Origin of the sequence: Ruminiclostridium cellobioparum subsp. termitidis CT1112 (assembly GCF_000350485.1) — a bacterium.
Lineage (GTDB): Bacteria > Bacillota > Clostridia > Acetivibrionales > DSM-1351 > Ruminiclostridium > Ruminiclostridium termitidis.
This window is the reverse complement of the sequence record NZ_AORV01000007.1, coordinates 16,811-32,110: the sequence shown is the minus strand read 5'-3', so window position 1 is coordinate 32,110 and position 15,300 is coordinate 16,811. Positions and strand designations below refer to the sequence as shown.

Below are 15,300 nucleotides of genomic sequence, written 5' to 3'. Positions count from 1 at the left end.
TTGGAAGTAACATATGCCGGCAAAAGCAAATCAGGAACCAAAACCTGATTTATCAAATAGAAACTGTAGGAGGATACCAGGATGAATAAAAAAGAACAAAATATCGGCTACATAATACCTCATACTCATTGGGACAGGGAATGGCGGTATCCTATCTGGAAAAACAGGATGCTGCTTGTGGAATTTATGGAGGAATTAATTGAAATTCTGGATAACGATGAGGACTATCATTGCTTTTTACTGGACGGACAGGTGGCACCCATCGAAGATTATCTGGAGGTCAGGCCTGAGGATGGAGAAAAAGTAAAAAAATATATCCGGGATGGACGTATCGCAGTGGGACCCTGGTATACGCTTCCCGACCTGTATCCGCTGGACGGGGAAAGCCTGGTAAGAAATCTTCTCAAAGGTATCAGGGTATCAAAAAAATACGGCGATCCTTTAAAGGTTGGCTACAACTCCTTCGGATGGGGGCAGACCGCACAATTTCCCCAGATATACAAGGGCTTTGGTATGGATTTCATAATTTGTGCCAAAAAGGTATCCGAAGAAAGAGCTCCCGAAAGCGAATTCCTGTGGGAAGCACCCGACGGCACCAAGGTTTTGACAAGCAGGCTTGGAAAGCATGCAAGGGGGAACTTTTATTTCAACACATATCTGTATGCGAAATATGGCATAAACTGCCTTAGCAGCGAATACAAGTATAGTCCGGGCCTATCGGGGCTTGCAGTACACAATGCAGACTCCGGAAATTGTGACGAAGATTTTTTTATGCTTGAATCCAAAAAGGACTTCGATCCGGCATTGCTGAAAAAGGGGCTTGAAGATGCCTGGGAAGCGGCCGGGGAAACTGTACTTAAAACACACCGGCTGCTTTTGAATGGCACCGACTTCTCCACTCCCCACCCTGAAATGACAGAGATGATAAAAGCTTTAAATAAAATAGACGGAAATATACAGTTCATAAACACCGGATTGGAGGAGTATGCCCGGAAGATTCACGAGCTGGTGGATTTAAAACAGCTTCGTACAATAAAAGGTGAGCTGAGGGACGGACCGGCCTGTGATTGTTCGGGCAATGCCCTTGCATCAAGGATTTACCTTAAACAGCTTAATAAAAAAGTTCAAAATGTACTGATACATAAAGCGGAGCCGCTTTCGGTTATCGCCGGCATAATGGGAAAGAGCTATCCGAAAGGCTTCCTGGATAGGGCATGGAAGTACGCCCTTGAAGCTCACCCTCATGATTCCATTAACGGGGTGACTCAGGATAAGACTGCAGATGACGTTGAACATAGACTGAATCAGGCACTTGAGATGGGGAACGTGATTTATGATAAGGCGGCTTCAGAGATCATCAAGCTGATAGACCTGTCACGGCATAATGAAAAGGATGCGCTTTTAGTTGTTTTCAATCCTCATCCGAGGCCGGTAAGTGATATTATAAAAGCCTGCATCTGTACCCCTCAAAGTGAAAGCATCTGGAATCTGAAAGCCATTGACAGTGACGGCAACGACATTGGGATACAGGAAATTTCAAGGGATGAAAAATCTTATCCCGTACATGATGTTGAAGCCAGACCATGGCCATATTTTACAGACCGGCACATATGTTATGTCAATACAGGTGTTATACCGGCTATGGGCTATAAGGTCATTAAATTTATTCCTGAGAGCAATTTTAAAAGAAATCATTTTTATTGGCTGGAAATGAGAAAAAGTACCGGAGAGTATATATCCCATACCGATAATGTACTTGAGAATGAATATCTCAGAGTTGAAATAAACTCAAACGGAACATTAAAGGTAAATGATAAAAAAAGCGGAATAGAATATAATGGGCTCCATTACTTTGAGGATTCAGGGGACATTGGAAACTATTGGGCCTATTATGCTCCGTATAACGATAAAACCTATACAAGCCTTACAGGCAGGGTCCAAACCTGGTGCGAGGACAACGGCCCCCTGTCCGCAACCATCGCTGTGGAATATTCCATGGAGCTGCCTGCATATGGTCATGAAGCCATGTATGGCATCAGGGGAGAGAGTAAGCGCAGTGATGAGACGGAAATATTAAAGATAGTATCCCGTATAACTCTCAAGAAAGCTTCAAAGAGAGTGGATATAAAGACGATCATAAAAAATAATGTAAAAAATCACAGGTTGAGGGTCGCGTTCCCAACAGGGATTAAAGCGGAGTATGCGGCTGCCGCAGGGCATTTTGCCGTAGATCACAGACCGGGTGCTCCCGTAAGGGGAAAAGACGGGAGGTATTGGCCTGAGATGCAGACTTTGCCCATGCAGTCCTTTGTGGATGTAAATGATAGTGTAAGGGGTATAGCCCTTCTGAATAATTCTCTTACCGAATATGAGCTCAGGGAGGATGAAAAAAATACCTTGTACCTGACATTGTTTAGAGCAATGGGGAATATGATAGTCACCTGGTGGGAGGCAGTGGGAGTCTTCCCCGGAAAGGATGGAAGCCAGCTGCTTAGAACCATGGAGTTTGAATATTCAATCTATCCCCATGAGGGTGGTTGGAAGCAGGCCGATGTATACGGTGAAGCGGAAAAGCTTAATGTTCCTGTTGCAATGTATCAGATTTCAGGAAGTACTGCGGGCACTTTGCCCGAAAAGCTGGGTTTTCTTTCAGTTGAACCTGAAAATTTGATATTATCAGCCTTTAAGAAGGCTGAGGACAGAAATTCATATATTTTGCGGCTATTTAATCCAACTGATGAAGCACTGTCAGGAAAAATAAAACTTGCGGCAAAGATAAAAGAAGCCTTTATAACCAACCTTGATGAGGAACGTATAACCGGGCTGCAGCTCAAAACCGGTGAACTGTTCATAGAAGCGGAGAGCAATAAAATAATTACTGTTGAAGTGGTTATCTAGTTTTTAACAGCTATTTATTGAATGTTCCCCAAATTGATAAATTAAAGCAATGCCCAAAAAACCATGGTTGCCCCGCACATGGGTTTTTGGGCAAAGTATCGTTAACAGGAGGAAATGAGATGTTATCACTGCATGATGGGTATGCAAGAGTAATTAGCGGCTGGCTTGCAGGTCAAAAACTGAAAAGCGGAGTGAAAGTTTTCAAAGGCATTCCGTATGCCTCAGCTCCAACAGGGAATCTTCGCTGGAAGGCACCTGAACCGCCGGCAGAATGGAGCGGGATCAGGGAAGCATATGAATTCGGCCCCGAGGCGGTACAGGAGGGTATGCTGAGAAGTCTGGGAACACAGGCTGTCAGTGAGGATTGTCTATATTTAAACATATGGACACCCGCTGGAAATATAACTGATAAATTAGCCGTACTTGTATGGATTCACGGCGGGTCATTGCTGGAAGGCGCCGGATCAAACTTTTTATATGAAGGTTCAAAGCTGGCCGAGACAGGTATTGTCATAGTGACAATAAATTACCGCCTTGGTATTTTCGGCTTTCTGGCCCATCCCCAACTTACGGCCGAGAGCGGTGATAATTCCTCCGGCAACTATGGCTTGCTTGACCAGCTGATGGCAATAAAATGGGTTAGGGAGAATATTGGACAGTTTGGAGGAGACCCGGGAAGAATTACGTTAGGGGGTCAATCGGCAGGAGCACTTTGCGCAGGTGCATTATTGGCATCACAAAAAGCCGGGGGACTGTTTCAACGGGCAATTCTTCAAAGCGGACCACCGTTTGGACTCGGCGAATTTTACTCACGGCTTGCTGAAGAGGAAAGAACAGGCGAGAATTTTTTTAAGGCCATGGGAGTAAAAAACATAGCCGAACTAAGGTTGAAACCAACCGCTGAAATATTCAAAAAAAGCCGGGATATTTCCTTTATGGCAAGGATAACGGTGGGTGGGCGGCTGCTTGCAGATTACCCAGGCAGGCTCATATGTGAGGGAAAATATCAAAAAGTACCTGTTCTGCTGGGGGGAGTCTCACATGAATTCTCCGACAAATATTCACCTGTTGAGGGTTTGTCTGAAAATAAATATATCGATATTGTAAGAAAACAGTACGGAAGCTATTCGACAAAGCTTTTGGAGTTATATCCCCCGGCCGGTGATATCGCCAATGCCCGGACCGCCATCAGAATGGAAGCCCATAAACTTATGACAGGAGCGGAAATAGTTGCAAAGGCGGTAGCCGGAGACGGAGGTGACGCATACCTGTATTATTTTTGCAGGGCAGTGTCCAAAGAAGAGAATTATTTTTATGGAGCAAATCATTCATCGGAGCTCCCGTTTTTATTCCACCTGGCAGACAGGGGAAATATTTTCCCGTGGGATGTGAGGTCCTGGGAAAAAGCAGACTATGAATACTCAAAATCTATGATGGCCTTTTGGTCGAATTTTGTCCGTAAGGGTGACCCCAATGGTAAAAATTTACCGGTCTGGAGTAAATATGGGATGGACAATCCAAAGATTTTGGCATTCGGAGACGAAATAAAAGAGATACAGGACCTGGAAAGCTTTAATTTTGCTGCTTTTGAGGATATATTACTATGAAATAAAAGGCTAAAAAATCTTTAAGATTTTTTAGCCTTTTGCTCCATTAATAATTATCTTTATATTGTCTATTTTAGCAATTGACAAGCAGTATTAACTATGGTATCATTATACACTGCATTAAAATTATGTTATTAGACCCAATTGGGAAATTTCTTGTTTTTCTTATATAGTATTATAGCATGAGCTGTAATAAAAATGCAACAATACGAATAAACAAGACAATAATTGTTAATAATATTTTAATGTCTGCGAATCTGTTAAAAACTGAATATTAGTTATTATAGCTACAAGGTTCAGTATGCGTATTTTTGAAAATTATATACAACCTAAATTACTGGTATATTATTGTTTTTGATACGGGATTTGGGTGCGGTACAAATAATAAAACCTTTCCTTATAGGGCTGTTATTGGTACTCACAGCTTTAAGTGTTTTGATTTATGATTTCCCATAATATAATTCTAATTATGTGAAATTTTAATAATATTCCCAAAGAGTCTGACGACTAAATAATTCATGAATACGTTATGGAGACGGCAATTGAATAATATATTCATAAAATTTTGCAGTCAGATTCTTGTAAAGTCATAAGTTTATGAGGTGATATAAATATGGTACAACCCGTAAAATTGGGTAGAAACACCAGGATGAGTTACTCTAAAATTCAAGAAGTCGTTGAAATGCCAAACCTGATTGAGGTCCAGAAGAATTCATATCAGTGGTTTTTGGACGAAGGTCTCAGAGAAGTTTTCAGAGATATATCTCCAATTATGGATTACACCGGAAACCTTATCTTGGATTTTGTTGATTACTCGCTTGATGACACACCAAAGTACAGTGTCGAAGAATGCAAGGAGAGAGACACTACATACTCTGCTCCCCTCAAGGCGAAGGTCAGATTAATTAACAAGGAATCCGGAGAAGTTAAGGAACAGGAAATCTTTATGGGTGATTTCCCATTAATGACAGACAACGGTACCTTTATAATTAACGGTGCAGAGCGTGTAATTGTAAGTCAGCTCGTCAGATCGCCTGGTATTTACTATTCAATGAAGTTTGACCGTGTAGGTAAGAAGTTGTACTCTAATACAGTAATCCCGAACAGGGGTGCATGGCTTGAATATGAGACAGATTCCAATGATATCCTGTCGGTAAGAATCGACAGAACAAGGAAGCTGCCTCTTACAGTGCTGTTAAGGGCTTTGGGCTATGGTACTGATTACGAGATTACGCAATTACTTGGGGAAGATGAAAGAATCCTTGCGACCATTCAAAAGGATAATGCAAAGACCAGCGAGGAAGGTCTGCTTGAAATATACAAGAGATTGAGACCTGGAGAGCCTCCTACGGTTGACAGCGCAAAGACTCTTTTAAACAGCTTGTTTTTTGATGCAAAAAGATACGATCTTGCCAAATTCGGCAGGTTTAAATTCAATAAGAAGCTTTCCATATCCAATATGATCAGCGGGCAGATAGCTGCTGAGAATATTGCTTTGGCAGAAACCGGTGAGGTACTGGTGGAGGCCGGTGAGGTTATAAGCAGAGAAAAGGCTGAAGCAGTTCAAAATTCAGGCGTAAACGTTGTATTTGTCACCGTAGAGGGAAAATCCGTCAAGGTTATCGGTAACAATACTGTCAACATACGTTCTTTTGTTGATTTTGATGTTACTGATTTAGGGATAACTGAAAAAGTTCAATTCAAGGTTTTGAAGGAAATACTTGACAGCAACAGCGGAAAAGATCAGATCAAGAAGGCTCTTGCCGAAAGGATTAACGATCTTATTCCAAAACATATAACAATAGATGATATCATCTCCTCAATAAGCTATATAATAAATCTTGACTATGGTATCGGTACAATTGATGATATCGACCACCTGGGCAACAGAAGACTGCGTTCGGTGGGTGAATTGCTCCAGAACCAGTTCAGGATAGGTTTGTCCAGAATGGAAAGAGTTGTGAGAGAAAGAATGACTATACAGGATATAGACATTGTCACTCCTCAGGCTCTCATAAATATCAGACCTGTTGCCGCATCAATAAAAGAGTTTTTTGGAAGCAGCCAGTTGTCACAGTTCATGGACCAGACAAACCCGCTTGCAGAATTAACTCACAAGAGGAGATTGAGCGCACTGGGACCCGGTGGTTTGAGCAGAGAGAGAGCTGGCTTTGAAGTCCGTGACGTTCACCACTCCCACTATGGCCGCATGTGTCCTATAGAAACTCCTGAAGGACCGAACATAGGTCTGATAGGTTCTTTGAGTACCTATGCGAGAGTTAACGAATACGGTTTTATTGAATCACCATATAGAATAGTTGACAAGGAAAACAGAAGGGTTACGGATAAGATTGTATACCTTACTGCCGACGTGGAAGATCCTTTTATAGTAGCCCAGGCTACAGAGCCTCTGGATGAAGAGGGCAGATTTAAATCAAACAAGGTTATTACCAGATACAGGCATGAAATACTGGAAGTCGAAAGCAACAAAGTGGACTACATGGACGTATCACCCAAGCAGATGGTTTCTGTTGCGACTGCAATGATTCCGTTCCTTGAAAACGATGATGCCAACCGTGCCCTCATGGGTTCCAACATGCAGCGTCAGGCCGTGCCTCTTATAAAGGCCGATTCTCCAATAGTCGGTACAGGTATAGAGTACACAGCAGCCAGAGACTCAGGTGTTTGCGTTATTGCTAAAAATCCGGGTGTCGTTGACAAGGTATCGGCAAGTGAAATAACCATCAAGACCAAGAGCGGGCAAAAGGATGTATACAAGCTTCTCAAATACATGCGTTCAAACCAGGGCACCTGTCTGAACCAGAGACCTATCGTAAGAAAAGGCGAGGTTGTTGAGAAGGGCGATATTATAGCTGACGGTCCTTCAACCGACAATGGTGAAATTGCACTGGGAAGAAATATCCTCATAGGCTTTATGACCTGGGAAGGATATAACTACGAGGATGCTATCCTCATAAATGAAAAGCTTGTTAAGGAAGACGTATATACTTCAATCCACATTGAGGAATACGAAGCCGAATCCAGAGATACCAAGCTGGGACCTGAAGAAATCACCAGGGATATTCCGAATGTGGGAGAAGAAGCCTTAAAGGACCTGGATGACAGAGGAATAATCAGGATTGGTGCCGAGGTTCGTGCAGGAGATATTCTGGTAGGTAAGGTCACTCCGAAGGGAGAAACCGAACTTACTGCCGAAGAACGCCTATTGAGAGCCATATTCGGTGAAAAGGCGAGAGAAGTCCGTGATACCTCCCTGAGAGTACCTCACGGTGAATCCGGTATTATTGTGGATGTTAAGGTATTTACCCGTGAGAATGGCGATGAATTGCCGCCCGGAGTAAATCAGCTGGTCAGATGTTATATCGCCCAGAAGAGAAAGATTTCCGTTGGTGACAAGATGGCGGGAAGACATGGTAACAAGGGTGTTATTTCAAGAATACTCCCTGAGGAAGACATGCCGTTCCTTCCTGATGGAACTCCTTTGGAAATAGTTTTAAATCCTCTCGGCGTTCCTTCTCGTATGAATATCGGTCAGGTGCTTGAAGTGCATCTGGGTTTTGCAGCCAAAGCTCTGGGCTGGAAAATTGCCACACCTGTATTTGACGGGGCTACCGAGGAAGACATTAAAGACACATTGATCCATGCGGGTAAAGATCCGGATGGCAAGACCGTGCTTTATGACGGAAGAACCGGTGATCCATTTGACAATAGAGTAACAGTAGGGTACATGTATTACCTGAAGCTTGCACATCTTGTTGATGACAAGATCCATGCCCGTTCAACAGGTCCGTACTCACTGGTAACCCAGCAGCCTCTCGGAGGTAAAGCACAGTTCGGCGGACAGAGATTTGGAGAAATGGAAGTTTGGGCATTGGAGGCATACGGTGCTGCTTATACACTGCAGGAAATTCTGACTGTTAAGTCAGATGATGTTGTGGGCAGAGTTAAGACTTATGAATCAATCGTTAAGGGTGAAAACATTCCTGAACCTGGAATACCTGAGTCCTTTAAAGTTCTTATAAAAGAACTCCAGAGTCTTGCACTTGATGTAAAGGTGTACTCTGAAGAACAGGGAGAAATTGCCATTAAGGAATCGGTTGATGATGATCTTGAAGAGTTGAATGTAAACATCGAGGGCAGAGAAGACGAAGTTGTTATCACAAATGATTTTGATGATGAGTTGAGGGACGATGTCCTTGAGGATGATCTGGATATTGATGATCTTGATATCGGAAGCATCAGCACAGGAGATAATCTTGAAGAGGAATTGACGGATGAATTATTTGCCGATGACGAAGCGCTTGGTGAAGACTTTGACGATGAGGATTTTTAAGGAAGGGAGATAAGCTATTATGTTTGAACTGAACAATTTTGATTCTATTAAAATAGGATTAGCTTCTCCGGAAAAGGTCAGAGAATGGTCAAAAGGTGAAGTAAAAAAACCTGAAACAATTAACTATAGAACTTTAAAGCCGGAAAGAGACGGATTATTCTGCGAAAGGATTTTCGGACCTCAAAAGGACTGGGAATGCCACTGCGGAAAATATAAGAGGATCAGATACAAGGGAATTGTTTGCGACAGATGCGGAGTTGAAGTTACCCGTTCAAAGGTAAGAAGAGAAAGAATGGGTCACATCGAGCTTGCTGCGCCGGTTTCACATATCTGGTATTTCAAGGGTATACCCAGCAGAATGGGTTTGATTCTTGATATGTCCCCAAGATCACTTGAAAAGATCTTGTACTTTGCTTCTTACGTGGTAATCGATCCTGGACAGACACCATTGTCCAAGAAACAGGTGCTTACCGAAAAGGAATACAGGGACAGTGTTGAAAAATTCGGACTCAGCTTTAAGGCTGCAATGGGTGCAGAAGCGGTCAAGGAACTGCTGATGGAAATTGACCTGGAAAGCCTTTCAAAAGAGCTGAGAAACGACCTGGTGGATTCTACGGGACAAAAGAGGATCAGAGCAGTAAAAAGATTGGAAGTTGTTGAAGCTTTCAGACTGTCGGGAAACCGTCCTGAATGGATGATCCTTGATGTTGTGCCTGTTATACCTCCGGAATTAAGACCTATGGTACAGCTGGACGGCGGAAGATTTGCAACCTCGGACTTAAATGACCTTTACAGAAGGGTTATAAACAGAAATAACCGATTAAAGAGACTTCTTGATTTAGGAGCCCCTGATATAATTGTCAGAAACGAAAAGCGTATGCTCCAGGAAGCTGTGGATGCGCTCATAGATAACGGAAGAAGAGGCCGCCCTGTTACCGGTCCCGGAAACAGACCGCTCAAGTCCCTGTCGGATATGCTTAAAGGAAAGCAGGGGCGTTTCCGTCAGAACTTGCTGGGTAAGCGTGTTGACTACTCGGGACGTTCGGTTATCGTTGTGGGACCGGACCTTAAGATATTCCAGTGCGGCTTGCCAAAGGAAATGGCTCTTGAGCTGTTCAAGCCTTTCGTTATGAAAAAGCTGGTTAATGACGGTCTGGCGCACAACATAAAGAGTGCCAAGAGAATGGTCGAAAGAGTCAGAAATGAAGTTTGGGACGTATTGGAAGAAGTAATCAAGGAGCATCCGGTATTGCTCAACCGTGCCCCGACACTTCACAGACTCGGTATACAGGCCTTTGAACCTGTGCTTGTTGAAGGCAGGGCATTAAAGCTCCATCCTCTGGTATGCTCGGCTTACAATGCCGACTTTGACGGTGACCAGATGGCCGTTCACGTGCCTTTGTCAGCTGAAGCGCAGTCGGAGGCAAGATTCCTCATGCTGTCGGCAAACAACCTGCTGGCACCGAAGGATGGCAAGCCTATAACCGTTCCTACCCAGGATATGGTTTTGGGAAGCTATTACCTGACAATTGAAAAACCAAACGAACCCGGAGACGGCAAGGTATTCGGAAGCATGGACGAAGTGCTGATGGCCTACCAGGAAGGAGTCCTCGGACTTCATGCACAGATCAGGGTCCGTATTGAAAAGCTGATTGACGGAGTAATGAAGAAAAGTCTCATCGCGTGTACTGCGGGCAGGCTGATATTTAATGAAGCAATTCCTCAGGATTTGGGTTTTGTTGACAGATCTGACCCGGATAAGAAGTTTGATCTGGAAGTCAACTTCCTGGTTGGTAAGAAGGAGCTTGGCAAGATCATTGACAAATGTATCAGAGTTCACGGTACTACCAAGACTGCAGTCATCCTTGACAAGATAAAGGCTCTGGGCTTCAAGTACTCAACAAAGGGAGCCATAACCATCAGCGTATCCGATATGGTTATACCTGAAATAAAGAAACAGTATTTGCAGGAAACTGAAAATACAATTGATAATATAGTTAAGCAGTACAAGAGAGGTCTTATCTCCAACGAAGAAAGATACAACTCTGTTATCAGCGCCTGGACCGAGACCGGTGAAAATATTACAAAAGCTCTTATTGACAACCTTGACAGGTTCAACCCTGTTTACATGATGTCCCAATCAGGAGCGAGAGGTAATATCAACCAGATCAAACAGCTGGCCGGTATGAGAGGTTTGATGGCCGATACCTCTGGTAAGACCATCGAGATACCTATAAAATCAAACTTCCGTGAAGGGCTTAACGTTCTGGAATTCTTTATTTCAACTCACGGAGCCAGAAAAGGTCTGGCCGATACGGCCCTCAGAACTGCCGACTCAGGTTACCTCACAAGACGTCTTGTTGACGTATCACAGGATGTTATAGTAAGAGAACTTGACTGCGGAACCGATAAGGGTATCGAGATAGGCGATGTAAAGGACGGCACTGAGGTAATAGAACCATTGTCCGAGAGACTTGTAGGCAGATACACCATTGAAGATGTATTTGATCCTGCCACCGGAGAATTGATTCATGCCAAGGATGATGTTATAAACGAAAAGATTGCTGACAGGATAGTTAATGCAGGTATAAAGAAAATAAAAATCAGATCAGTCCTCACCTGTCACTCGGAAGTTGGAATCTGTGCAAAATGTTACGGCGCCAACCTTGCTACAGGCGATTCAGTCAATGTGGGTGAAGCTGTGGGTATTATCGCAGCCCAGTCCATAGGTGAGCCTGGTACACAGCTTACAATGAGAACCTTCCACACCGGCGGTGTTGCGGGTGACGATATCACACAGGGTCTCCCCCGTGTTGAGGAATTGTTTGAAGCGAGAAGACCAAAAGGTCTTGCAATAATTTCTGAAATAGCGGGTGCTGTTAAGTTATCCGACTCGAAGAAAAAGAGAGAGGTTATCATAACAGCAGAAGACGGTGAAACCAAATCCTACCAGATACCTTACGGATCCAGAATCAAGGTATATGACGGGGATGTTGTGGAAGCCGGTGATGAACTGACCGAAGGTTCGGTAAATCCGCATGATATCCTTAAGATCAAGGGCATCAAAGGCGTTCAGGCTTATCTGCTGCAGGAAGTACAAAGAGTTTACAGAATGCAGGGTGTTGATATCAATGATAAGCATATTGAAGTTATAGTAAGACAGATGATGAGAAAAGTTAAAATTGATGATGCCGGGGATACAAATCTGTTACCGGGCGGACTGGTTGACATATTTGAATTCGAGAGGGAAAATGCCAAGGCTGTGGAGGCCGGTTTGACACCTGCAACAGGCGAACGTACTCTGCTGGGTATAACAAAGGCGTCCCTTGCAACCGAATCCTTCCTGTCGGCCGCATCCTTCCAGGAAACAACAAGAGTCCTGACTGAAGCAGCTATAAAGGGCAAGGTAGATCCTCTTCTAGGTCTTAAGGAAAATGTCATCATTGGTAAGCTTATCCCGGCAGGTACCGGTATGAGCCGCTACAAGGACATCAGCATCAGCAATGTAATTGAGTAGGAGACCGAAGCCGGGATTCAATTGGTGAAGGTTGTACTTTAATTATATAAACCAAATTTAACAATTAAAAAAGCGGAGACAGTCAAACCACTGTTCTCCGCTTTTGCTGCGTTTTACAAAACAGGTATCGGTATATTTTATTTTGACAAACTTAAAATCTGACTTTCTCAATAATTACACAGATGGTAATATATAGTTATAATTAGCCGTTTGTTAAAGGGGGAATAAAATTGGCAAGGATTTTTAAATTTGAAATATCAGATATGCCAAAAGTATATTTAGTGGGCAGAGAGTCAAAATATAACATACAGACACATATACAGGGTGATAACCGCATTCCTGCCTTTTGGGACAAATGCCTTGCCGACGGGACTTTCAAGGAGCTTGAAAAGCAGTGGGAATTTTTATATGAACCTGGGTATGTGGGTGCTACCATCAATTGGGATATGGGTTACGGAAGATTTTCATATGTTTGCGGAATGCTTTACAAGGAGGGGGTTACTGTTCCGGAAGGCTATGTTATGTATGAAATCGGAGATGTAAAAATAGGAAGGTGCTGGATTAAAGGCAGGGATTCGGAAGATGTGACCTCAAATGCACATACACTGACAATGCAGGCCATAAGAGACCAAAAGCTATGTCCCAATCAATTGAAATGGTCAATGGAAATATTTAATGGCCAAAGATTTTTGACACCTGATGAAAACGGCGAGATCATTCTGGATTACTATATCCCGTTAGCCAAATCATTCGAAAGTCTCGGGAAGAGAGTAATATATCCGTATCTGGCTGCCTATCCTGATTTCAAAGCGGTTTGCAGCAACAGTGCCGGTGAAAATTCACAAAGACAGATGTATGATTTTCTTTATGAAAGTATCAATGCAATATACGCGGATTTACCACTTATTGGCATACCGTATGAGGATGACGATTGCTATGAGTACTGGCAGCCCGGCAGCAGCAAGCCTGAGCTCAGCGCTAAAATGCAGAATATCAGAAAGACCTTCCTGGCGTTTTTTGAATATTTGATGAGGATGGGATTGGCAGGTGAAGCAGTGCAGGAAGGATTGCTTATAAAAAAAGATAAAATGGTCATTCAAAATAGAATGAAGAATAAACTTTCACTCTTCGGTCTTACATCTGTCGAAAACAAGGATGAGTATTTTTTTACACATAATAAATATAAAGAGATCTTTCCTGCCTGGAAATTTTATTGCAGCAATGCAGAGGGCTTAAAAATCAATCCCAAAGATGTACATGCTTTCCTTCACGGGTATGTTGAGGGAAAACAAATCACTGCGGCGGGAATGTTTGGAAGGATCAGAAATGCAGACCTTATTTCCCAACTGGAAGGGCTTTTTATCCAAAAGGGTTACAATTGCAAGTATGACCATTTGAGAGTTGTTTATGAAAAGGAATATCCGGATAAGCAAAAGGCACACATGAATATATATTATGATTATAAAAAATTAGAGCAGATGATTTTTGAATTTAAATCTCCGCAATTAAGTAAAGTATTAAAATATTATGACCAAATGGACGATGAGTTGAAAACCCTGGTTTTCAGCCGCACAAAAATATGCGATGGCTGTGGTTATTGCACCCAAACCGACAGGTCGGGAAAGCGAAAACGCCTTGCAGTGACCCTTAAGCTGGATGGAGAAAAAAAGTCCAAATGTCCGCTGTTTCCGTCATTTGTATGGGATAATGCAAACGAAGAAATGATAAAAATAGTTAAAAAGCTGTTTGATTTTTCAGAAGAAATATTATACGGCAATTAGTTGCAAAGAAGCGGTATCTACTGATAAACTTATGCAGGCTTGACAAAAGGCGTATGAGAGTGATAGAATAATTCAGTGCATTATTTTGTGCCTTTTTTTGTGTGTTTAAAAAACAAGTTGCTGCGTTTCAGATACCATGAAAGCACGGGTAAAGCATGAGTAATAAGTAGCAATTGGCGGTACTGCCGTCAAGCGGAGGAGTTAAATTGTTAGAGGATTTTAAACACTGTAAAAAGACAGTCGGTGTAAAACAGTCGACAAAAGCTGTGGAAAACGGTGCGGCAGCGAGGGTAATAATAGCTAAAGACTGCGAACAGAGGGTTGTAAGAGGTATTATAGAACTCTGTGAAAAGACATCCGTTCCAATAACATATGCAGACTCTATGAAGCAGCTTGGGAAAGCCTGCGGCATTGAAGTTGAAGCCGCTGTTGCATGTATTTTGAAATAGAGCTTATAACGCAAGCTTTCAATGGAACCCGTTACCTGCAGAGGTACGGATGAGTGTTTTACCGGTTATATTGTTTATCGCCTCGACCTGTTTGAGGATGATATATTTAATATATATAATTAATTACCTTGAAAGGAGGTGTACTAATGCCAACATTTAATCAGCTGGTTAGAAAGGGCAGAGAAGTAATGGAAAAGAAATCCACTGCTCCAGCTCTCCAGAAGGGATTTAACTCAAAGAAGAAAAAACCTACAGATATCAGCAGCCCTCAGAAAAGAGGTGTTTGTACTGTTGTTAAGACTTCAACACCAAAGAAGCCGAACTCGGCTCTTCGTAAGGTTGCCAGAGTCCGTCTTACAAATGGTATAGAAGTATCTGCATATATTCCTGGTATAGGTCATAACCTGCAGGAACATAGCGTTGTTCTTATCAGGGGTGGAAGAGTTAAGGACCTGCCTGGTGTAAGATACCACATAGTAAGAGGTACTCTTGACACTGCCGGAGTTGCCAAAAGAATGCAGGCCCGTTCGAAATACGGCGCTAAGCGTCCTAAGGCTGGTGCCGCTAAAAAGTAATACCACAGCGTGCTGACAATTTAAAATGTTAGGTGCTTAGTACGTGATTATATATATGCGCAGGTATGCTACGGCATACTTGATTTAAGAGAAAATAGGTTCAATGGACTGTCCGGTTG

General features: G+C 42.8%; 7 protein-coding genes. All 7 read left to right on the top strand.

The features are described from left to right. The first annotated feature begins 81 nt into the window (after nt 1–81). The 7 genes from CTER_RS00920 to rpsL all read left to right on the top strand — a co-directional run bounded on the left by CTER_RS00920 (nt 82) and on the right by rpsL (nt 15,181). A complete protein-coding gene (locus CTER_RS00920) occupies nt 82–2,898 on the top strand; it encodes an alpha-mannosidase (RefSeq protein WP_004622998.1) in 2,817 nt (938 codons plus the stop codon). 119 nt (nt 2,899–3,017) lie between these two features. After that, nucleotides 3,018–4,505, top strand: coding sequence for a carboxylesterase/lipase family protein (locus tag CTER_RS00915; protein ID WP_004623024.1), 1,488 nt, complete (start codon nt 3,018–3,020; stop codon nt 4,503–4,505). A gap of 613 nt (nt 4,506–5,118) precedes the next feature. Continuing rightward, nucleotides 5,119–8,859 (top strand): DNA-directed RNA polymerase subunit beta, encoded by a 3,741-nt coding sequence (gene rpoB / locus CTER_RS00910; RefSeq protein ID WP_004623007.1) that lies wholly within the window; start codon nt 5,119–5,121, stop codon nt 8,857–8,859. Nucleotides 8,860–8,878: 19 nt separating this feature from the next. After that, nucleotides 8,879–12,376, top strand: coding sequence for a DNA-directed RNA polymerase subunit beta' (gene rpoC, locus CTER_RS00905; RefSeq protein ID WP_004623025.1), 3,498 nt, complete (start codon nt 8,879–8,881; stop codon nt 12,374–12,376). Between the two features lie 230 nt (nt 12,377–12,606). Further along, entirely contained in the window at nt 12,607–14,157 is a 1,551-nt protein-coding gene (locus CTER_RS28515; RefSeq protein WP_004623002.1) for a GyrI-like domain-containing protein, read from the top strand. Nucleotides 14,158–14,363: 206 nt separating this feature from the next. Next, on the top strand, nt 14,364–14,606 hold the full coding sequence (locus CTER_RS00895; RefSeq protein WP_004623017.1) for a ribosomal L7Ae/L30e/S12e/Gadd45 family protein: 243 nt from the start codon (nt 14,364–14,366) through the stop codon (nt 14,604–14,606). A gap of 146 nt (nt 14,607–14,752) precedes the next feature. Beyond that, on the top strand, nt 14,753–15,181 hold the full coding sequence (rpsL, locus tag CTER_RS00890; RefSeq protein ID WP_004622993.1) for a 30S ribosomal protein S12: 429 nt from the start codon (nt 14,753–14,755) through the stop codon (nt 15,179–15,181). Nucleotides 15,182–15,300: the final 119 nt, after the last annotated feature.